This is a genomic window from Rhodococcus kronopolitis (assembly GCF_042654025.1).
GTDB classification, from domain to species: Bacteria; Actinomycetota; Actinomycetes; order Mycobacteriales; family Mycobacteriaceae; genus Rhodococcus_G; species Rhodococcus_G kronopolitis.
On sequence record NZ_JBHSFO010000003.1, the window covers coordinates 377,375 to 397,191 of the forward strand.

Consider the following 19,817-nt stretch of genomic DNA (forward strand, 5'->3'; position numbering starts at 1 on the left):
GACGAACTCCGGCCCTGCCCGCAGGTGTGCTAACTTACCAAGCAATCGCTTGGTTTGGCGACCTACCTAAGGAATCACGATGGGAATCACTTCCAAATCCGACGGGTCCGGCATCACCACGGTCACCGTCGACTACCCGCCTGTGAACGCAATCCCCTCCGCGGGATGGTTCGAACTGGCCGACGCAATCCGCGAAGCCGGCAAGGACATGGACACCCACGTGGTGATCCTTCGCGCCGAGGGACGCGGCTTCAACGCCGGCGTCGACATCAAGGAGATGCAGGCCACCGAGGGCCACGGCGCGCTGATCGACGCGAACCGCGGCTGCGCGGCCGCGTTCTCCGCGGTCTACGACTGCGAGGTCCCCGTCGTGGTGGCGGTCAACGGCTTCTGCGTCGGTGGCGGCGTCGGCCTGGTCGGCAACGCTGACGTCATCGTCGCGTCCGACGACGCGATCTTCGGCCTGCCCGAGGTCGACCGCGGCGCACTGGGCGCGGCCACCCACCTGGCCCGCCTCGTCCCGCAGCACATGATGCGCACGCTGTACTACACGGCCAAGAACGTCGACGCCCAGACCCTCAAGCACTTCGGGTCCGTCTACGACGTCGTCCCGCGCGAAGAGCTCGACGCCTGCGCGCTGAAGATCGCCGGCGAGATCGCCGCCAAGGACACCCGGGTGATCCGGCGTGCCAAGGAAGCGATCAACCGCATCGACGTGATGGACGTGCACACCAGCTACCGGATCGAGCAGGGCTTCACCTTCGAGCTGAACCTGGCCGGCGTCGCCGACGAGCACCGGGACGAGTTCGTCGCCACCGGCAAGCCGAAGTCGAACACCACCGCACCCAAGGGAGACAGCAACTAATGGCCGAGAAGCGCGAAAAGCGCCGCTCACTGGACGAGGCCGTCGCCGGCATCCAGAGCGGGATGACCATCGGCATCGGCGGCTGGGGCTCGCGGCGCAAGCCGATGGCCCTGGTGCGCGCCCTGCTGCGCAGCGACGTCAAGGACCTGACCGTCGTCGGGTACCTCGGACCGGACCTCGGCCTGCTGATCTCCGCAGGCAAGGTCAAGCGCGCCTACTACGGCTTCGTGTCCCTGGACTCGGCGCCCTTCTACGACCCCTGGTTCGCCCAGGCCCGCGTCGCCGGGACCATCGAGTCCCGCGAGATGGACGAGGGCATGGTCAAGGCCGGCCTGCAGGCCGCCGCCGCGCGCCTGCCGTTCCAGCCGATCCGCGCCGGCCTCGGCTCGGACGCGCAGACCGTCTGGGGCGACGAGCTCAAGACCGTCGCGTCCCCGTACCCGGATGCCGACGGCCGCATCGAGTCCGTCATCGCGATGCCCGCGCTGAACCTCGACGCCGCCCTGGTCCACCTGGACCTGGCCGACGAGCGCGGCAACGCCGCCTACACCGGCGTGGACCCGTACTTCGACGACCTGTTCTGCCTCGCGGCCGAGCAGCGCATCCTCAGCGTCGACAAGATCGTCTCCACCGAGGAGCTCGTCAAGTCCGTCCCGAATCAGGCGCTGATCCTGAACCGCGCGATGGTCGACACCGTCACCGAGGCCCCGAACGGCGCCCACTTCACCTTCGCCGGCGGCTACAAGCGCGACGAGAAGTTCCAGCGCCACTACGCCGAGTCCGCCAAGACCCCCGAGGCGTGGCAGGCCTTCGCCGAGACCTACCTGTCCGGCAGCGAGGACGACTACCAGGCCGCCGTGCGCAAGTTCGCAGAGGAGCAGAAGTCATGACCGAGGTAACCCGCGCGGAGTACTGCGCCATCGCCTGCGCCGAGTTGTTCGCCGACGCCGGCGAGATCTTCGCCTCGCCCATGGCAACGCTGCCGCTGATCGGTGCCCGCCTGGCCAAGCTCACCACCGAGCCGGATCTGATCATCACCGACGGCGAGGCGCTGATCCTGGCCGAGGCCCCGGCCATCGGCGGCACCGCGCCGATCGAGGGCTACATCCCGTTCTCGAAGGTGTTCGACGTGGTCGCGTCGGGTCGTCGCCACGTGGTGATGGGTGCGAACCAGATCGACAAGTTCGGTAACCAGAACCTGTCGGCGTTCGGCCCGCTGGACAAGCCGTCCCGCCAGATGTTCGGCCTGCGCGGCGCCCCCGGCAACACCATCAACCACGCCACCAGCTACTGGGTCGGCAAGCACTCCAGCCGGGTGTTCGCCGATCAGGTCGACGTGGTGTGCGGCGTCGGCTACGACAAGGTGGACCCGGAGAACCCGGCGTTCCGCTTCCTGAAGAACCACCAGGTGGTCACCAACCTCGGTGTGTTCGACTTCCAGGGCCCCGGCCAGACGATGCGCGCCGTGAGCCTGCACCCCGGCGTCACCGCCGAGGACGTCGCCGCCAACACCTCCTTCGAGATCGCGGGCCTCGCCGAGGCCGGCGTCACCCGCGAGCCGACCGCCGAGGAACTGCGCCTGATCCGCGAGGTCATCGACCCGCGCGGCCTGCGTGACCGCGAGGTCTCGCTGTGACCGCCCAGCTGCGGACGCCGCTGACCGAACTGGTCGGCATCGAGCACCCGATCGTGCAGACGGGCATGGGCTGGGTCTCCGGACCGGGCCTGACCGCGGCCACCTGCAACGCCGGCGGTCTCGGCATCCTCGCCTCGGCGACGATGACGTACGAGGAGCTCGAGGTCGCGATCAAGAAGACCAAGCAGCTCACCGACAAGCCGTTCGGCGTCAACATGCGCGCCGACGCGTCGGACGCCGGACAACGGTGCGACCTGCTGATCCGCGAGGGCGTCAAGGTTGCCTCGTTCGCGCTGGCTCCCAAGAAGGACCTGATCGCCAAGCTCAAGGATCACGGCATCGTCGTGGTCCCGTCGATCGGTGCCGCCAAGCACGCCGTCAAGGTCGCCTCCTGGGGCGCCGACGCGGTGATCGTGCAGGGCGGCGAGGGCGGTGGACACACCGGCGGAGTCGCGACGACGCTGCTGCTCCCCTCCGTGCTCGACGCGGTCGACATCCCGGTCATCGCAGGCGGCGGCTTCTTCGACGGTCGCGGCCTGGCCGCGGCGCTGTCCTACGGCGCCGCAGGCGTCGCGATGGGCACCCGCTTCCTGCTCACCAGCGACTCGGCGGTGCCGGACTCGGTCAAGCAGCAGTACCTGCAGCGCGGCCTGACGGACACCACCGTGTCCGTGAAGGTCGACGGCATGCCGCACCGCGTCCTGAACACGGACCTGGTGAACGCGCTCGAGAAGTCCAGCTACGCCAAGGGACTGGTCGCGGCCACCAAGAACGCCATGAAGTTCAAGGCCATGACGGGCATGAAGTGGTCGACGCTCGCCAAGGACGGCCTCGCCATGAAGAAGTCCGGCGACCGCACCTGGCAGCAGATCATCATGGCCGCCAACACCCCGATGCTGCTCAAGGCCGGTCTGGTCGAGGGCAACACCGAGGCGGGCGTGCTGGCCTCCGGCCAGGTCGTCGGCATGATCGACGACCTGCCCAGCTGCGAGGAACTGATCAACCGCATCGTCGCGGATGCCTGCGAGCGCATCGACTCGCTGGCCGCACTGCGCGTCTGACGCACCAGCTCGTCGCGGACCCAGGTCACGACGAGCACTGAGGGGCACCCCCGCACGCACAGCGTGTGGCGGTGCCCCTCGGTCGTTTCGTCGGGTTCAGCCGCTCCGCGCGGCGATCCGGGCCCGAACTTCGGGGCGACGCAGCGGCGGGATCGTCGGCGGCGGCTGCCGTCGCGCGGGCAGCGCGTCGAGCAGTCGCGTGGTGGTCTCGGTGACCTCCGCGACCGCGGTCTCGAATGCCTCCCGGTTGGCCTCGGAGAGTTTCGCGATTCCGCTGACCTTGCGGACGTACTGGCGCGCGGCCGCCTCGATCTCCTCCGCGGTGGCCGCCGGCTCGAGCCCGCGGAGCTCGGTGATGTTTCGGCACATGACCCGACGATAGCCCCGCATCACGAGCCGGGGACATCCCCGCGGACATCGCCCGCCGCCGGTCCGCATCATGGACACCTGTCCAGGTTGTGACGTTGCGGGGCAACCACTCCGGTAAGGTCCGCCGTGTGAAGCAGTCGTCAGATCGTCCCATCGAAACGAGCGGCCCCGGCCGGCCGCGAGATCCACAGGTGGATCGGGCGGTTCTGCAGGCCACCGTCGAGTTGCTGGTCGAGTGCGGCTACCAGAAGACCACCATCCAGGCGATCGCGCGTCGGGCCCAGGTCAGCGCGCCCGCGATCTACCGTCGCTGGTCTACGCGCGAGATGATCATCGAGGACGCGATCTACGAGCTGCAGACCGGCGAGGTGCCGCCGGCCACCGACGACCTGCACGCCGACCTGCTCGCCTGGACCCGGCAGTTCCTCGGCCGCACCGCCGACCCGGCCGCCCGGTCGGCCATCCCCGGACTGCTCTCCGCCTACCACCATCACGACGGCGTCCACGAACGCCTCGTCGAGCGTGCCGAGCTGCCCACCCGGACCGCGTTCATCGCCCGGGTCCTCAAGGAGGTGCCGAATGCCGGCGCCGGCGCGGCCGCCACCGCGGACACCGTCTTCGACCTCCTGTTGTCCGCCACCATGATTCGTGGCGTCTCCCGTGGCGACGAGGACGCCGACGAGTGGAGCCGCCGGATCGCCGACGCGCTGTACGCGCTGATCGGCACCCTCGCCTGATCCCGTTCCGCCGTCGTCCGACCGCGTGAACGACTGCAGGGCACCCACATCCGGTCGAACCGGATGCGAATGCCCTGCAGGACCGCAGCAGTGAGCCGGTGTCAGCCCAGTCGCTCGATGATGGTGACGTTGGCGGTGCCGCCACCCTCACAGATGGTCAGCAGGCCGTAGCGTCCGCCGGTGCGCTCGAGCTCGTTGAGCAGGGTCGCCATCAGCTTGGTGCCGGTCGCGCCCAGCGGATGGCCGAGGGCGATGGCGCCGCCGTTGACGTTGACCTTCGCCGGGTCCGCGCCGATCTCCTTGATCCAGGCGAGCACGACGGGCGCGAACGCCTCGTTGATCTCGATCAGGTCGATGTCGTCGATCGTCAGTCCGGTCTTCTCCAGCGCGTGCTTGGTGGCCGGGATCGGCGCGCTGAGCATGAAGATCGGGTCGTCGCCGCGGGCACTCATGTGGTGGATCCGCGCGCGGGGCTTGAGGTTGTGCTTGGCGACGGCCTCCTCCGAGGCGAGCAGCAGCGCGCTGGCACCGTCGGAGATCTGGCTGGCGACGGCAGCGGTGAGGCGTCCGCCCTCAACCAGCACGTTGAGCGAGGCCATCTTCTCGAGGCTGGTCTCACGCGGGCCCTCGTCGGTGGTGAACTCACCGACCGGGACGATCTCGCTCTCGAAGCGACCCTCGGCGATGGCCGCCTTCGCGCGCTCGTGGCTCTGCAGGGCCCACTTCTCGAGCTCCTCGCGGCTGACGTCCCACTTGTCGGCGATCATCTCGGCGCCGCGGAACTGCGAGACCTCCTCGTTGCCGTAGCGCTCGGTCCAGCCCTTCGACTCGGCCGTGGGAGTGGTGAAGCCGTACTGCTGGCCGACGATCATCGCGGCGGAGATCGGGATCTGGCTCATGTTCTGCACGCCGCCGGCGATGATGAGGTCGGCGGTGCCGGACAGGATCGCCTGCGCGCCGAACTGGATGGCCTGCTGGCTCGAGCCGCACTGGCGGTCGACGGTCACGCCGGGCACGTGCTGCGGCAGGCCTGCGGCCAGCCACGACAGGCGCGCGATGTTGCCGGCCTGGCCACCGATCGCATCGACGCAGCCGAAGATGACGTCGTCGACGTCCGACGGGTCGATGCCGGTGCGCTCGACGACGGCCTTGATGACGTGCGCGCCCAGGTCGATCGGGTGAACCGGAGCCAGGCTGCCGTTCTTCTTGCCGATCGGGGTGCGGATCGCGTCGACGATGTATGCCTCGGACATTGTTGAGCTCCTAATCTTCTTGTGCAGCAGTAGTTGTGGTAGCGAGCCTGCGTGGTCCGGCCAGCCCGTCGAGCACGATGGCGAGGTATTCGGCGGCCACCACGCCGGCAGGCAGCGGACCACCCGGCCGGTACCAGCGGACGGCCACCCACACGGTGTCCCGCATGAACCGGTAGACCAGTTCGACGTCGATGTCGGGACGGAAGCTGCCGTCCTCGATCCCGGACTCGAGCACCGAGACCCACAGTCCGCGGAACTCCCGGTTGCGCTCGGTGATGTAGTCGAAGCGCTCGTTGCCGACGAGGTGCTTGGCCTCGTCCTGGTAGATGGCGACGGCGGCGTGCGAGCGGTCGATCGACTGGAAGGACGCGATCACCAGGGCCTCGAGGGTGGCGCGCGCGGTCAGCCCGGCCGCCACGATCTCGCGGTAGCGGCCGAAGAGCTCGTCGAGGAACCGCTGGAGAATCTCGTCGACCATCGACTCCTTGGAGTCGAAGTGATGGTAGAGACTCCCGGAGAGGATGCCTGCGGCATCGGCGATGTCCCGGACCGTCGTCGCGCGCATCCCGCGCTCGGCGAACAGCGAGGCCGCCAGTTCGAGTAGCTCGGCCCTGCGACCGGACTTACTGGCGGACTCTTCGGCAGCGCGAGGCGGAGGGGTCACCGTCCCAGCATATCAACCAAGCGCTTGTTAGGGTACCGACATGTCTGAGAACCCCACGTGCGCGGTTGTGACCGGCGGATCCGGCGGCATCGGGATCGAGATCAGCCGACGCCTGGCCGTTTCCGGTCTGCCGGTCGCCGTCACCTACCGCGCCAACGCCGCCCGCGCGAACGCCCTCGTCGAGGAGATCACCGCGGCAGGCGGACGCGCCCACGCAGCCCGCGTCGACCTGGCGGACACCGACCGGGTCGCGGTCTGGGCGCAGCAACTGTGCGCCGAGTTCGGCGACCCGTCCGTCCTGGTGCACGCGGCCGGGCCGCACATCCCGATGGTGCACCTGTCGAAGGTCTCCCCCGCCACCTACTCCGAGCACCTGGGCGCCGAGGCCACCGCCTTCTTCGCCCTGGTGCACGCGTTCCTGCCTGCCCTGCGCCGCACCGCCGGCTCGGTCGTCGCGGTCACCACCGCCGCCACCGACCGGTACCCGGTCCGCGACGGCCTGTCCGCAGGCACCAAGGGCGCGGTCGAGGCGCTGGTGCGCGGGTTCGCCGCCGAGGAGGGCCGGTTCGGGGTCCGCTTCAACGCCGTCGGCCCCGGCATGCTCACCGACGGGATGGCCGAGCGACTGATGGGCGGCGGCGACCTGGACGAGCGCGCCCAGGCCGCGGCCATGAGCCGGATCCCGCTGGGCCGCTTCGGTTCCGCCGCCGACGTCGCGGAGGCGGTCTGTTTCCTCGCGAGCGACAGGGCTGGGTTCGTCACGGGCCAGAAGCTGAACGTCGACGGCGGCTACACGGTCTAGGCGGCTTCGCCTCGATTGCCTCCCCCGAACGAGGCGAGTGCGGCATTCGTTCAGTCTGGACTGAACGAATGCCGCACTCGGCAGCACTGCGGGGCCGGGCCGACGCCCGACCGACGCCTACGCGCGCTGGCTGGAGATCGAGACGATCTCGCCGGTGAGGTAGGTGGTGTAGTCGCTGGCCAGCATCGCGATGGTGGCGGCGATCTCCCAGACCTCGGCGGCGCGGCCGAAGGCCTCGCCCTCGGCCAGCTTGTCGAGCAACTCCTCGCTGGTGACCTTCGCCAGGAACGCGTGCCGGGCGATGGACGGGGCCACGGCATTGATCCGGACGCCGTACTCGGCGGCCTCGATCGCGCTGCAACGGGTCAGCGCCATGACGCCGGCCTTGGCCGCGGCGTAGTGCGCCTGCGAGTGCTGCGCGCGCCAGCCGAGCACCGACGCGTTGTTCACCAGGACGCCGTTGTGATCGACGGACTTGAAGTAGCGCAGCGCCGCGCGGGTGGCGCGGAAGGTGCTGGTGAGGGTGATGTCGAGGACGCGGTCCCACTGCTCGTCGGTCATGTCGACGACCGGGGTCTCGCCGCCGAGGCCGGCGTTGTTGACCAGGACGTCGATCCGGCCGAGCTGCTCGGCTGCGGAGGCGATCAGTGCGTCGACCTGCTCGGTGCTCGAGACGTCGCAGACGAACGAGGTGACCTGCTGGCCCGGGAACTCCGCGGCGAGCTTGTCCACGGTCTCGCCGAGGCGACGCTCGTGGAAGTCGGAGACCAGCACGTCGGCGCCCTCGAGCAGCGCGCGACGGGCGGTCGCGAAGCCGATGCCGGTGCCTGCGGCGGCCGTGACGACAACCTTCTTGCCCTTGAGCAGGTTGTGGCCCTCGATCTCCTCGGGAACAGCGGACAGGGGGGACTTGACGGGTGCGGTCACGGGCGTGCCTCTCGGGGAAGTCCGAGCACGCGCTCGGCGATGATGTTTCGTTGGATTTCGTTGGAGCCGCCGTAGATGGTGTCGGCGCGGCTGAACAGGAACAGGCGCTGCTCGTCACTGAGGTCGGCGTCGGCGCCGAACGCGCCGTCACCGGCGAGCAGGGACTGCGCCCCCGCCACCTCCATGGCGAGTTCGCCGAGGCCGCGGTGCCAGTTGGCCCACAGCAACTTGGCCACGGACGCCTCGCCGCCGTTGCCGGTGGCGTCGACCGAGGACAGGGTGCGCATGGCGTGCGCCCGCATCACCTGCAGGCCCAGCCAGGCCCGGGTCAGCTTGTCCTTGATGACGGGGTCCTGGGCGGCGCCGTTGCGCTCGGCCAGTTCGACGATCGCGGACAGCTCCTTGGCGAAGCCGACCTGCTGACCGAGGGTCGAGATGCCGCGCTCGAAGGTGAGCGTGCCCATGGCCACGCCCCAGCCCTGACCGACCTCGCCGACGACCAGGTCCGCGTCGGTGCGGGCGTCGTCGAAGAACACCTCGTTGAACTCGGAGGTGCCGGTGAGCTGGACGATCGGCCGGACCTCGATGCCCGGCTGGTCCATCGGCACCAGGAGGTAGGACAGGCCCTTGTGCCGCTGCGAGCCGGGCTCGGTGCGGGCGACGACGAAGCACCACTGCGACAGGTGCGCGAGCGAGGTCCACACCTTCTGGCCGTTGATCCGCCACTGGTCGCCGTCCAGGCGCGCGGAGGTGGTCACCGCGGCCAGGTCGGAGCCGGCGCCGGGCTCGGAGTAGCCCTGGCACCACAGCTCGGTGACGTTGTTGATCCCGGGCAGGAAGCGCCGCTTCTGCTCCTCGGTGCCGAACGCGATCAGCGTCGGGCCGAGCAGTTCCTCGCCGAGGTGGCTGACCCGGGCGGGCGCACCGGCGCGGGCGTACTCCTCATGGAAGATGACCTGCTGGCTCAGCGTGGCCTCTTTGCCGCCGTACTCCTTGGGCCAGCCGAGGCACGTCCAGCCGGCGGCCGCGAGATGGCGGTCCCAGGCCAGTCGCTCCTCGAAGGCCTCGTGCTCACGGCCGGGTCCACCCTTGCCGCGCAGCTCGGCAAACTCGCCGGTGAGGTTGTCGGCCAGCCACTCGCGAACGGTGGCGGCGAACTGGTCGTCGTCTTTGGCTGAGTCCAGCCCCTGGCTTACATCCACACCGGTAGAGTAACCTACCAAGCACTTGCTTTGTAGAGGAGTCCAGTGACCAGTGAAGTGAATACCACCCCCGCAGCCCTGCTGCGCGCGGCCAGAGAGTTCGGCGATGCGGAGGCAATGGCCGACGGGGACACCCGGCTCACATACGGCGACCTCCTCGACCGCGTCCGCACCACCGCACGGGCGCTGATCGCCCGCGGCATCGAGCCCGGCGACCGCGTCGCAGTCTGGGCGCCGAACACCCACCACTGGGTGATCGCGGCGCTCGGGGCCCAGTTCGCCGGCGCGGTGATCGTCCCGATCAACACCCGCTACACCGGCAGCGAGGCCCTCGACCTCGTGGTCCGCACCCAGGCGAAGGCGATGTTCGTGGTCGGGCCGTTCCTCAAGGCCGACCGCTACGCCGAGCTGGTCCGGGCCGCCGCGCCCGGCGACCTCGACAACCTGCACACGGTGATCCGGATCCCGTTCGACGACGCGCCACAGGCCGACGGGGTGATCGAGTGGTCCGCCCTCGACGCGCTGGCCGAGTCGGTCGCGCCCGAGGTGGCCGACGCCCGCGCCGCCGCGGTGGGCCCGGACGACCTCGCCGACATCCTGTTCACATCCGGGACCACCGGGAAGAGCAAGGGCGTGATGACCGCGCACCGCCAGACGGTCGGCGTGGCGCGGGACTGGGCGGCCTGCGCGGAGGTCACCTCCGACGACCGCTACCTCATCATCAACCCGTTCTTCCACACCTTCGGCTACAAGGCCGGGTTCCTGGTGTGCGTGCTGCACGGCGCCACCATCGTGCCGATGGCCCTGTTCGACGTGCCCACCGTGATGGCGACCATCGCGGCCGAGCGGATCTCGATCGTGCCCGGCGCGCCGACCATCCACCAGTCGATCCTCGACCTGCCGACCCGCGACGACTACGACCTGTCGAGCCTGCGGATCGCCATCACCGGCGCCGCCGCGGTCCCCGTCACTCTCGTCGAGCGACTGCAGTCCGAGCTCAGCTACAAGGCGGTGCTCACCGCGTACGGCCAGACCGAGGCGGTGGTGGCCACCATGTGCCGCACCGACGACGACCCGGTCACCGTCTCGACCAGCTCCGGGCGCGCGGTGCCCGGCATGGAGGTCCGGATCGGCGAGCAGGGTGAAATCCTGGTCCGCGGCGGGAACATCATGCTCGGGTACCTCGACGACCCGGAGGCCACCGCCAAGACCATCGACGCCGACGGGTGGCTGCACACCGGCGACGTGGGCGTGCTCGACGAGCGCGGCTACCTCGACATCACCGACCGGCTCAAGGACATGTACATCTCGGGCGGGTTCAACGTCTACCCCGCCGAGGTCGAGAACACGCTGGCCCGGATCGACGCGGTGGCCGAGTCCGCCGTGATCGGCATCCCGGACGAGCGGATGGGCGAGGTCGGCTGCGCCTACCTCGTCGCCAAGCCGGGCCGCACCCTCGACGAGGCCGAGGTGCTCGCCTTCTGCAAGGAGCACCTGGCGAACTTCAAGATCCCGCGCAGCGTGCGGATCGTCGACTCGCTGCCGCGCAACCCGTCCGGCAAGGTGCTCAAGAACGAACTCCGCGAGGCGAATTCGTGAGTGCCGACGCCGGCACCCCCACCGCGGGACCGGTCCCCGACGAGGGCGAGGTCGTCACCTACGAGGTGCGCGGCCAGGTCGCGGTCGTCACCATGAACCGTCCGCGGTTCCGCAACGCGCAGAACTCGGTGATGACGTACGCCCTGGATGCCGCCTTCCAGCGCGCGGTCGAGGATCCCGAGGTGGGCGCCATCGTGCTGGCAGGCAACGGCGATCACTTCAGCGCCGGCCACGACATCGGCACCGTCGGCCGCGACCACCACGTCAACTACGACAACAAGGCCGTGATGTGGTGGGACCACGTCGACCGCGAGGGCGGCGACCAGCGGTTCGCCCGTGAGATGGAGGTCTACCTCGGGATGTGCCGGCGGTGGCGAGAGCTGCCCAAGCCGACCATCGCGATGGTGCACGGTGCCTGCATCGCGGGCGGGCTGATGCTGTCCTGGGTGTGCGACCTCATCGTCGCCTCCGACGACGCCTTCTTCGCCGATCCGGTTGTCCGGATGGGCATTCCCGGTGTCGAGTACTTCGCGCACCCGTGGGTCCTCGGGGTGCGCGGGGCGAAGGAGATCCTGTTCACCGGTGACCGCTTCAGCGCGCAACGCGCGTACGAGTGGGGCATGGTCAGCCGGGTGGTCCCGCGCGAGGAGCTCGAGGGCACCGCGATGGACCTGGCCGAGCGGATTGCGACCATGCCGCAGTTCGGTCTGGCGCTCACCAAGAAGGCCGTCAACCAGTGCGAGGACCTGATGGGCGTGCGCGCCGGCATGGACTCGGTGTTCGGTCTGCACCACTTCGCGCACGCACACAACGCCGAAATCGGCATGGGGCCCCTGGGCGGCATGGACGCCACAGCAATGAAGCGCGGCACAGCCGCGACGATGAAGAAGGCTGGAGAATAGTAGTGGATCTCGACTTCGACGACGCCACAGTCGCATTCCGCGACGAAGTGCGCGCGTTCCTCAAGGAGCACGTCCCCACGACGCCGCTGCCGCACATGGACACGGCCGAGGGCTTCGAGGCGCACCGGCAGTGGGAACGCACCCTCGCCGACGCCCGCCTGTCGGTGGTGTCCTGGCCGGCCGAGTTCGGCGGCCGCGACGCCACTCTCGAGCAGTGGGTCGTCTTCGAGGAGGAGTACTACCGCTCCGGCGCACCCGGCCGGGTCAGCCAGAACGGCATCTTCCTGTTGGCGCCCACGCTCTTCGAGCACGCCAAGCCCGAGCAGCTCGCACGCATCATGCCGCGCATGGCCCGTGCCGACGACATCTGGGCCCAGGCCTGGTCCGAGCCGGAGTCCGGCTCCGACCTCGCCAGCCTGCGCGCCACCGCGACCAAGGTCGACGGCGGCTGGCTGCTCAACGGCCAGAAGACCTGGAGCTCGCGCGCCAGCTTCGCGGACTGGGGCTTCGGCCTGTTCCGCTCCGACCCGGAGGCCCAGCGCCACAAGGGCATCACCTACTACATGTTCGACATGCGGTCGAAGGGCGTCACCGTGCGTCCGATCGACCAGCTCGACGGGCTGCCCGGCTTCGCCGAGGTGTTCCTCGAGGACGTCTTCGTCCCCGACGACCCGGCGAACCCCGCCGAGTCCGGCGTGATCGGCGCGGTCAACGAGGGCTGGCGCGTCGCGATGAGCACCGCCTCCAACGAGCGTGGTCTGTCGCTGCGCAGCCCGGGCCGCTTCCTCGCCGCCACCGACCGGCTCGTCGAGTTGTGGAAGCGCAACGGCGATCCCTCGGACACCGCGCTGCGCGACCGCGTCGCCGACGCCTGGATCGGTTCCCGCGCGTACGAGCTCCACACCTGGGGCACCGTGACCCGGCTGGCCGACGGCGGCCAGCTCGGCGCGGAGTCCTCGATCAACAAGGTCTTCTGGTCCGAGTGGGACGTTGCGACCCACGAGACCGCGCTGGACCTGCTGGGCCCGGAGTCGGAGCTGCTCGACTCGTGGATGGACGGCTACCTGTTCTCCCTCTCCGGTCCGATCTACGCCGGCACCAACGAGATCCAGAAGAACGTCATCGCTGAGCGACTGCTCGGCCTACCGAAGGCAGACCGTTGAGATTCGCACTCGATTCTTCGCACACCGACTTCGCGGCGAGCATCGACTCGCTGCTGACCAAGTCCGACCTGCCGGCGGTTGTCCGGTCCTGGAACGCCGGTGACACCGAGCCCGGCCTGAAGGTCTGGCAGCGACTGGCCGAGACCGGCCTCAACGCGCTGATCATCCCCGAGGAGCACGAGGGCATCGGCGCGGACGCGATCGACCTGGTGGTCGCGGTGGAGCAGCTGGGCCGGCACGCGATGCCCGGCCCGGTGGCCGAGACCCTGGCCGTGGCCCCCACCCTGCTGGCCGCCGTTGCACCCGAGCGGCTCTCGGCGCTGGCCGAGGGCAGCCTGGCCACCGTCGCGGCCCCGCCGCGGGTGCCGTTCGCGGTGGACGCGAACGTCGCCGACCTGGTGCTGCTGGTCGAGGGCGAGAACGTCTCGTTGGCCACCGCCGGCGAGTCGAAGGTCTCCGTCGACCAGTCCCGCAAGCTCTCGGTCGTCACCGCGACCGAGTCGCTGGGTACCGCCGACACCGAGCACGCCTTCGACCTCGGCGCACTGGCCACGGCCGCGCAGCTGATCGGACTCGGCTCGACCATGCTCGAGCTCAGCACCGAGTACGCCAAGGCGCGCAAGCAGTTCGGCAAGGCGATCGGCAGCCAGCAGTCCATCAAGCACCACCTGGCGGGTGTCGCGGTGAAGCTGGAGATGGCCCGGCCGCTGCTGCGCGGTGCCGCGATGTCGGTGCGCGACGGCTCGGTCGACGCCCGCCGCGACGTCGCCGCCGCGAAGGTCGCCTGCGGCGACGCCGCGTACCACGCGTCGCGGATCGCCCTGCAGGTGCACGGCGCAATCGGCTACACGCAGGAGCACGACCTGTCGCTGTGGCTGACCAAGACCCGCGCGCTGCTGACCGCATGGGGCACCCCCGCCCTGCACCGCGGCCGAGTGGTGGACGCACTGTGAGCGCCGTCGCCGCCGTCGGCGCCTTCACCGAGGAGCAGCTCGAGCTGCGCAAGACGGTGCAGGCGCTGCTGGCCAAGCACGCGACGCCGACCGCCGTCCGCGCGGCCGCGGACTCGGAGCTGGGCTACGACGCCGCCCTCTGGGACCTGCTGTGCCAGCAGGTCGGGGTCGCCGCACTGGCGATCCCCGAGGAGTTCGGCGGAATCGGCGCCACCGCCGTCGAGACCCACGTGGTGCTCGAGGAGCTCGGCGCCGTCCTGGCCCCGACGCCGATGCTCGGTTCTGTCGTCCTCGCCGCACAGGCGATCCTCGCCAGCGGTGACACCGACGCCTGCGAGCGGCTGCTTCCCGGTATCGCCGAGGGCGAGTCCATCGCGGCCCTGTGCTGGACCGACGCGTCGGGCGCCTGGGACACCACCGGCGCAGGCGTCACGGCGTCGGCGTCCGGGGACGCGTACGCGCTCACCGGCGCCAGCCACTTCGTGCTGGACGGGTCCTACGCGGACGTGTTGGTCGTCGCCGCCACCATCGACGGTGCGGTCGCACTGTTCGAGGTCGACCCGACGCAGGAGTCGGTCAGCCGACGCCGGGTGCCGACGATGGACACCACCCGCTCGCTGGCCGTGGTCGAGTTCGCCGGGGCGTCCGCGCGACTGCTCACCGCGGACGGCACCGCGGCGCTCGAGCGGGTCCGCGAGATCGCCTGCGTCGCACTGTCCGCCGAGCAGGTTGGCGCCGCGGCCAAGGCTCTCGAGGACACCGTCGAGTACTCGAAGTCCCGGGTGCAGTTCGGCCGGGCGATCGGCAGCTTCCAGGCGCTCAAGCACCGGATGGCGGACCTGTACTTCCAGGTGGAGACGGCTCGTTCCGCGTCCTACGCGGCGGTGCGTTCGCTCGCCGACGGCGCACCGAGCGTGGGTGTCGACGCGGCGGTCGCCAAGGTGTACTGCTCGGAGGCCCTGCAGGCCGTGGCCGGGGACAGCATCCAGCTGCACGGCGGCATCGCGATCACCTGGGAGCACGACGCCCAGCTGTTCTTCAAGCGTGCGCACGGCAGTGCCCAGCTCTTCGGGCAGCCGCGGGCGTACCTGGCCCGGATGGGGTCGGCAGCCGGCCTGACCGCCTGATCGAACCCACTGCGGCCGAGGGCCGGTCCGGATCTCTTCCGGGCCGGCCCTCGTCGTTGCAACGCCGGGCAATCCGGCAATTCGGAAGCACTGGCCCAGCCCGTCCGAGCGGCGGTAGGTTTCACGGTGTACTCGTTCTTCCGGAGGGGCCGCGACGCGTGTCGGCCCCGATCCACAAGGAGTCACCCATGTTCGCCGCCGCCGCCATCGTGTCCGTGCTGCTCGCCCTCCTTCTGACCTTCTCCGCGGTCGGCAAGCTGACCAAGAGCGACATGCAGGTCGAGAGCATGACCAACGTGAACTTCCCCGTCGACAAGATGTGGATGCTCGCCATCGCCGAACTCGCAGGCGCGGTGGGCCTGATCGTCGGACTGTTCTGGTGGCCGATCGGACTCGCCGCCGCGCTCGGCGTCGCCGCCTACTTCCTCGGCGCCGTGGTCATGCACGTGCGCGCGAACGACAAGGCTGTCGCCCCCGCCGGCGTCCTGGCGATCGTCGCCCTCGCGGCCGCGGTCCTGATCGCCCTCGCCGCCTGAGCCTGCGCACCGCTGCCCGCACGCCTGCCCCTTCTGGGCCATTGGCCCGCCCGGAATCCGCACCCGGTGGTAGAACGGGTTGCAGAACGAGGAGGAGTACGCGGTGGAGGCGAAGACAGCAGGCACCCGGTGGAGCAGGTCCGTGCCGTGCACCGACGGCCGACGCGCGGTGACCGCGCCATGACCGGGCAGCACGGAACCAGCCACGAGGTGCTCGGCAGGCAGGTCCGGATGCCGGTCGAGGTCCGGAAGTCGTCGGCCTTCATGGCGATGTACTCGGTGCCGACCGCCGCCGCACAGTCGCTGATCGACTACTCCGGGCTCGAGATCCTGCAGTTCCGGCCGGGCCGTGGCCTCTGCGTCCTGGTCCTCGTCGACTACGTGGACGGAGACCTGGGCCCGTACAACGAGTTCGGCGTCGCGTTCATGGTGCGCGACCACCGGGTGCGCGGCGGCTCGCTCGCCCAGGATCTCAGGGCCCTGGCAACGGGCAAGGCGGGCACCCTGATCCACCAGTTGCCCGTCGACGGCGAGTTCACGATGGCCGCCGGCCGTGGAATCTGGGGATTCCCCAAGACGATCGCCGACTTCGACGCCGACCACACCGGCAAGGTCAAGAACGCCACCGTCAGCCAGGACGGCCGCCTGATCGCCACGCTGAGCGTCAAACCGGGTGTCTCACTGCCCGGATCGGGGGCAGGCACCGCGCTGACGGCATACACGCATCTCGACGGCCTCACCCGCCACACCGCATGGGAGATGAACCCCAGCGGCGTCCGCTCCCGGATCGGCGGTGCAGAGCTGCGTCTGGGGACCCATCCGATCGCCGACGAGCTGCGTGCCCTCGGGCTGCCGCGGCGGGCGCTGATGACCTCGACCATCGAGAACCTGGGGATGACCTTCGGCGAGGCCCAGTCGGCGTGACAACCCGGGACTCGACGACTGTCGTCACCCTGTCCGGATTGCCCCGGTCGACATGCAGACAGCGCTTCGACACGATCGAGTCTCGTTCAGCACCACGGATGCTCGTCGGATCGATCACCCTGCGGAACTCTCGCCCGGCCCTTGCCAACCGGCGCCGATTGGTGTGTGCTGTCTCACTGGACGCTTGACCAGTTCGGCGCCCTTCCCTGCCTCCGAAAGGAATTCCTGGTGACGATCAGTCGACGCAGCGTGCTCGCCGGTGCCGCAGCAGCACCGGCGCTGGCGACGCTGGGCGCAGGCCATGCCGCCGCAGCCCAACCGCGAGCCGCCGAGCGCGTGCGCACCACGCCGGCCGCGGGCGGCTTCCGCGTCGGCGTCGGCCTGTCCGACGTCACCGGCCCCATCGCCGAGAACGGCATGATGGGCTACTCCGAGTTCTCCCAGCGCGCCGAGGGCCTGCACCAGCGCACCCGGGTGCGCGCGTACGTGTTCGCCGACGCACAGGACAACCGGGTGGTCTACACCTGCGCCGACACCTGCATGGTCTTCCAGTCCGTGCACGACGCAGTGCTGGCCCGGCTCGCCGAGCGCTTCGGCGATCGGTACACCGAGCGCAACGTCATGCTCACGGCCGTGCACTCGCACGCGGCCTGCGGCGGGTCGAGCCACGACTACGCCTACAGCCTGGCCACCCTCGGGTTCCAGCCGCTGGCCTTCCAGGCCGAGGTCGACGGCATGGTCGAGGCCATCGTCGCCGCCCACGAGAACCTCGCCCCGGGCGCCCTCGCATACGGCCGCAGCACGCTCTCGGACGCCTCCGTCAACCGCTCGCGGGCGGCATTCGACCGGAACCCGCAGGCGGACAAGGACTACTACCCGCTCGGCATCGACACCGCCATGCGAGTGCTCCGAATCAGTCAGGCCGACACCAACGTCGGCGGCATCGCCTGGTTCCCCACCCACTGCGCGTCGCTGACCAACGAGAACCTGCTCATCTCCGGCGACAACAAGGGCGCGGCCGCGTACTTCTGGGAGCACGACGTCGCAGGCGTCGACTACCTCGCAGGCGCCCCGGAGTTCGTCGCCTGCTTCCCGCAGACCAACGCAGGCGACATGTCCCCGAACCTCGACCTCGAGCCCGGACGCGGCCCGACCGACGACGAGTTCGAGAACGCCCGGATCATCGGCGAGCGCCAGCTGGTCGCGGCGCGCAGCGCCTTCCGCGACGCGGCGCCCCTGTCGAAGCTCGCCGTGGACAGCCGGATGATGTACCTGGACATGGCCGCTCAGCGCGTCGACGGCCGGTTCACCCCGGACGGCACCGTCCAGAACACCTCCCCCGCCTGCATCGGCGCCGCGATGGCCGCAGGCAGCACCGAGGACGGCCCGGCCATCCCGATCTTCCCGGAGGGCACCCGCAACCCGATCATCGACGCGTTCGGCGGCACCGACATGCCGACCCCGCAGTGGCTTGCGGACGCGCAGGCGCCGAAACTGGTCGTGGTCCCGGTCGGGCTGCTGCCCCCGGACGGCTGGGTCCCCCACGTGCTCAAGATCCAGATCATCCGGATCGGCGACATCTACGTCGTCGGCGGGCCTGCCGAGTACACCATCGTCTCGGGCCTGCGGATCCGCCGGACGGTCGCCGACGAGCTCGGGGTCCCGCTGGAGAATGTGATCTTCCAGGGCTACGCGAACTCCTACTCGAGCTACTGCACCACCCCGGAGGAGTACGACTCCCAGCAGTACGAGGGCGGCTCCACGCTGTTCGGGCGGTACACACTGCCTGCCTACCAGCAGGGCTACGCCGCGCTGGCGGCCGCGCTGCGCACCGGCGCCGAGGTACCGCGCGGGCCCGCTCCCCGGGACCTGTCCGCGGTCCAGCCCGGCGCCATGCAGTACGTCGACCTCGACGAGCCGGTGGCCGGTCACGCCTACGGCGACGTGCTGGTGCAGCCGGCCGCACAGGTGGCCCCCGGCACCGAGATGGCTGTCGAGTTCGTCACCGGGCACCCGAAGAACAACCAGCGCCGCAACGGCACCTTCCTCGAGATCCAGCGTCGCACCGGCGCGGACTGGGTGCGGGTGGCCGACGACGGTTCCTGGTCCACCAAGTACCGCTGGCGCCGCGTGGGCCAGCACGGCTCGGTCGCGCGGATCACCTGGGACGTCCCCTCCGACACGGAGGCGGGCACCTACCGGGTCACGCTCTTCGGCGACCAGAAGGACGGGGCCGGGAAGGTGTCGTCGTTCACCGGCACCTCCGGCGAGTTCACCGTCGGGTAGGCACCTCCTCACGGCCGCACCGGCGGCCGCGCCGCGAACACCGAAGGGCCCCTGCGTTGCAGGGGCCCTTCGGTGTCGACGGGGACGGTTCGAACCGCTACCCCGCGGGGAACACGAACGTGTCGTTGACGAAGCGCTCGGCGCGACCCGAGAAGGCGACCCCGGTCGCGCTGCGACCGCCCAGGATCCGCGCCAGCACGGTGCCCTCGGGCACGTTCACCGTCCCGACGCCCGAGGCCGGTCGGTCGATGGTCATGTTCGCGTTCGTGGTGACCACGTAGCGCCCCTGGGCGTCCCGGGTCCACAGCTTGTAGACAATCCCCGGGTTGGGCACCCGCACCGAGTCCGGCAACAGCGACGGGGTCAGCTGTGCGGTGGCGGTGGTGGGCGCCAGCACGCCGCCGGCCGACGCGGACGCCTGCCGACCCAGCTGGTAGGGCGCGCCGAGATCGAGGGAGATCTCGACGCGCTCGTTCCGGTAGCCGAGGCCTGACTTGAACTCGGACAGCAGCACATTCGTGTCCAACTGCGAGAGCATGTAGATGTTCTCGGCGACCACCTCGCCCAGTCGCGGCGAGGAGACCGGCCGCGGCGGCTCGACCGACAGCGCGGCCTCGGACAGGTGGAACCGGCCGATCTCGGTCCCGTTGACGTTCGCACCCGCACAGGTCGAGGTCTCGACCAGCATCGTGGGCATCGCGGCGAGGGCGAATCCAGGCGGGAGCACCGCACGGGCCCGCTCGGCCTGCGCCGGGTCGAGCGGGATGGTGACACCGAGGTTGGCACACGAGTGTGCCTCCACGACCCCCAC

20 protein-coding genes are annotated in these 19,817 nt (G+C 70.0%); 14 read left to right on the forward strand and 6 right to left on the reverse strand.

Going from position 1 to position 19,817, the window contains the following annotated elements:
• Positions 1–79 precede the first annotated feature (79 nt).
• From echA20 to ACFO6S_RS08360, 4 genes are read left to right on the forward strand one after another with little or no spacing between them, the layout of a single operon-like run.
• On the forward strand, positions 80–865 hold the full coding sequence (gene echA20 / locus ACFO6S_RS08345) for a (7aS)-7a-methyl-1,5-dioxo-2,3,5,6,7,7a-hexahydro-1H-indene-carboxyl-CoA hydrolase (protein ID WP_378415867.1): 786 nt from the start codon (positions 80–82) through the stop codon (positions 863–865).
• Positions 865–1,755 (forward strand): CoA transferase subunit A, encoded by an 891-nt coding sequence (locus ACFO6S_RS08350; RefSeq protein WP_378415869.1) that lies wholly within the window; start codon positions 865–867, stop codon positions 1,753–1,755. Before echA20 ends, ACFO6S_RS08350 begins: the two co-directional genes overlap by 1 nt.
• A complete protein-coding gene (locus ACFO6S_RS08355) occupies positions 1,752–2,501 on the forward strand; it encodes a CoA-transferase subunit beta (RefSeq protein ID WP_378415871.1) in 750 nt (249 codons plus the stop codon). The genes ACFO6S_RS08350 and ACFO6S_RS08355 overlap by 4 nt, the downstream gene beginning before the upstream one ends.
• Complete coding sequence (locus ACFO6S_RS08360) at positions 2,498–3,562, forward strand: NAD(P)H-dependent flavin oxidoreductase (RefSeq protein WP_378415872.1); 1,065 nt, start codon at positions 2,498–2,500, stop codon at positions 3,560–3,562. Before ACFO6S_RS08355 ends, ACFO6S_RS08360 begins: the two co-directional genes overlap by 4 nt.
• Before the next feature lie 96 nt (positions 3,563–3,658).
• Here ACFO6S_RS08360 and ACFO6S_RS08365 read toward each other — a convergent pair whose 3' ends face one another.
• Positions 3,659–3,931 (reverse strand): DUF2277 domain-containing protein, encoded by a 273-nt coding sequence (locus tag ACFO6S_RS08365; protein ID WP_378415874.1) that lies wholly within the window; start codon positions 3,929–3,931, stop codon positions 3,659–3,661.
• Positions 3,932–4,122: 191 nt separating this feature from the next.
• On the opposite strand from ACFO6S_RS08365, the gene ACFO6S_RS08370 reads away from it, so the two are divergent.
• Positions 4,123–4,668 carry a TetR/AcrR family transcriptional regulator gene (locus tag ACFO6S_RS08370; RefSeq protein ID WP_378415876.1) on the forward strand — a complete coding sequence of 182 codons (546 nt, stop codon included), beginning with the start codon at positions 4,123–4,125 and terminating at the stop codon, positions 4,666–4,668.
• 101 nt (positions 4,669–4,769) lie between these two features.
• On the opposite strand, the gene ACFO6S_RS08375 is transcribed toward ACFO6S_RS08370, so the two are convergent.
• The gene (locus ACFO6S_RS08375; RefSeq protein ID WP_378415878.1) at positions 4,770–5,921 is read right to left on the reverse strand and encodes an acetyl-CoA C-acetyltransferase; all 1,152 of its coding nucleotides are present in this window, start codon (positions 5,919–5,921) and stop codon (positions 4,770–4,772) included.
• A gap of 10 nt (positions 5,922–5,931) precedes the next feature.
• Positions 5,932–6,585 carry a TetR/AcrR family transcriptional regulator gene (locus tag ACFO6S_RS08380; RefSeq protein WP_378415880.1) on the reverse strand — a complete coding sequence of 218 codons (654 nt, stop codon included), beginning with the start codon at positions 6,583–6,585 and terminating at the stop codon, positions 5,932–5,934.
• 40 nt (positions 6,586–6,625) lie between these two features.
• On the opposite strand from ACFO6S_RS08380, the gene ACFO6S_RS08385 reads away from it, so the two are divergent.
• Entirely contained in the window at positions 6,626–7,387 is a 762-nt protein-coding gene (locus ACFO6S_RS08385; protein WP_378415882.1) for an SDR family NAD(P)-dependent oxidoreductase, read from the forward strand.
• 117 nt (positions 7,388–7,504) lie between these two features.
• On the opposite strand, the gene ACFO6S_RS08390 is transcribed toward ACFO6S_RS08385, so the two are convergent.
• Both ACFO6S_RS08390 and ACFO6S_RS08395 read right to left on the reverse strand, forming a co-directional pair.
• Positions 7,505–8,314, reverse strand: a complete 810-nt coding sequence (locus ACFO6S_RS08390; protein ID WP_378415884.1) for an SDR family oxidoreductase — start codon at positions 8,312–8,314, stop codon at positions 7,505–7,507.
• Positions 8,311–9,516 (reverse strand): acyl-CoA dehydrogenase family protein, encoded by a 1,206-nt coding sequence (locus ACFO6S_RS08395; RefSeq protein WP_378415886.1) that lies wholly within the window; start codon positions 9,514–9,516, stop codon positions 8,311–8,313. The genes ACFO6S_RS08390 and ACFO6S_RS08395 overlap by 4 nt, the downstream gene beginning before the upstream one ends.
• Before the next feature lie 45 nt (positions 9,517–9,561).
• Between ACFO6S_RS08395 and ACFO6S_RS08400 the strand changes: the two genes are divergently transcribed.
• From ACFO6S_RS08400 to ACFO6S_RS08435, 8 genes are all read left to right on the forward strand, one after another.
• Positions 9,562–11,115 carry a FadD3 family acyl-CoA ligase gene (locus tag ACFO6S_RS08400; protein WP_378415888.1) on the forward strand — a complete coding sequence of 518 codons (1,554 nt, stop codon included), beginning with the start codon at positions 9,562–9,564 and terminating at the stop codon, positions 11,113–11,115.
• A 92-nt stretch (positions 11,116–11,207) separates the two neighbouring features.
• Positions 11,208–12,017 carry an enoyl-CoA hydratase gene (locus ACFO6S_RS08405; protein ID WP_378416121.1) on the forward strand — a complete coding sequence of 270 codons (810 nt, stop codon included), beginning with the start codon at positions 11,208–11,210 and terminating at the stop codon, positions 12,015–12,017.
• A 2-nt stretch (positions 12,018–12,019) separates the two neighbouring features.
• Complete coding sequence (locus ACFO6S_RS08410; RefSeq protein WP_378415890.1) at positions 12,020–13,180, forward strand: acyl-CoA dehydrogenase family protein; 1,161 nt, start codon at positions 12,020–12,022, stop codon at positions 13,178–13,180.
• Positions 13,177–14,133 (forward strand): acyl-CoA dehydrogenase family protein, encoded by a 957-nt coding sequence (locus tag ACFO6S_RS08415; protein ID WP_378415892.1) that lies wholly within the window; start codon positions 13,177–13,179, stop codon positions 14,131–14,133. Before ACFO6S_RS08410 ends, ACFO6S_RS08415 begins: the two co-directional genes overlap by 4 nt.
• Positions 14,130–15,260, forward strand: coding sequence for an acyl-CoA dehydrogenase family protein (locus ACFO6S_RS08420; RefSeq protein WP_378415894.1), 1,131 nt, complete (start codon positions 14,130–14,132; stop codon positions 15,258–15,260). Before ACFO6S_RS08415 ends, ACFO6S_RS08420 begins: the two co-directional genes overlap by 4 nt.
• Before the next feature lie 188 nt (positions 15,261–15,448).
• The gene (locus ACFO6S_RS08425) at positions 15,449–15,796 is read left to right on the forward strand and encodes a DoxX family protein (RefSeq protein ID WP_378415896.1); all 348 of its coding nucleotides are present in this window, start codon (positions 15,449–15,451) and stop codon (positions 15,794–15,796) included.
• A gap of 180 nt (positions 15,797–15,976) precedes the next feature.
• Entirely contained in the window at positions 15,977–16,720 is a 744-nt protein-coding gene (locus ACFO6S_RS08430) for an acetoacetate decarboxylase family protein (RefSeq protein ID WP_378415898.1), read from the forward strand.
• Between the two features lie 228 nt (positions 16,721–16,948).
• Entirely contained in the window at positions 16,949–19,006 is a 2,058-nt protein-coding gene (locus ACFO6S_RS08435; RefSeq protein WP_378415899.1) for a neutral/alkaline ceramidase, read from the forward strand.
• Positions 19,007–19,103: 97 nt separating this feature from the next.
• Here the strand turns inward: ACFO6S_RS08435 and ACFO6S_RS08440 are convergent, their stop codons facing one another.
• Positions 19,104–19,808 (reverse strand): hypothetical protein, encoded by a 705-nt coding sequence (locus tag ACFO6S_RS08440; protein WP_378415901.1) that lies wholly within the window; start codon positions 19,806–19,808, stop codon positions 19,104–19,106.
• Positions 19,809–19,817: the final 9 nt, after the last annotated feature.

Bases quoted from the DNA above. Each gene is read 5' to 3' on its own strand.
- echA20 (WP_378415867.1), top strand. From the start codon at position 80: ATGGGAATCACTTCCAAATCCGACGGGTCCGGCATCACCACGGTCACC.
- ACFO6S_RS08350 (WP_378415869.1), top strand. From the start codon at position 865: ATGGCCGAGAAGCGCGAAAAGCGCCGCTCACTGGACGAGGCCGTCGCC.
- ACFO6S_RS08355 (WP_378415871.1), top strand. From the start codon at position 1,752: ATGACCGAGGTAACCCGCGCGGAGTACTGCGCCATCGCCTGCGCCGAG.
- ACFO6S_RS08365 (WP_378415874.1), bottom strand. From the start codon at position 3,931: ATGTGCCGAAACATCACCGAGCTCCGCGGGCTCGAGCCGGCGGCCACC.
- ACFO6S_RS08375 (WP_378415878.1), bottom strand. From the start codon at position 5,921: ATGTCCGAGGCATACATCGTCGACGCGATCCGCACCCCGATCGGCAAG.
- ACFO6S_RS08385 (WP_378415882.1), top strand. From the start codon at position 6,626: ATGTCTGAGAACCCCACGTGCGCGGTTGTGACCGGCGGATCCGGCGGC.
- ACFO6S_RS08405 (WP_378416121.1), top strand. From the start codon at position 11,208: ATGAACCGTCCGCGGTTCCGCAACGCGCAGAACTCGGTGATGACGTAC.
- ACFO6S_RS08425 (WP_378415896.1), top strand. From the start codon at position 15,449: ATGTTCGCCGCCGCCGCCATCGTGTCCGTGCTGCTCGCCCTCCTTCTG.
- ACFO6S_RS08430 (WP_378415898.1), top strand. From the start codon at position 15,977: ATGACCGGGCAGCACGGAACCAGCCACGAGGTGCTCGGCAGGCAGGTC.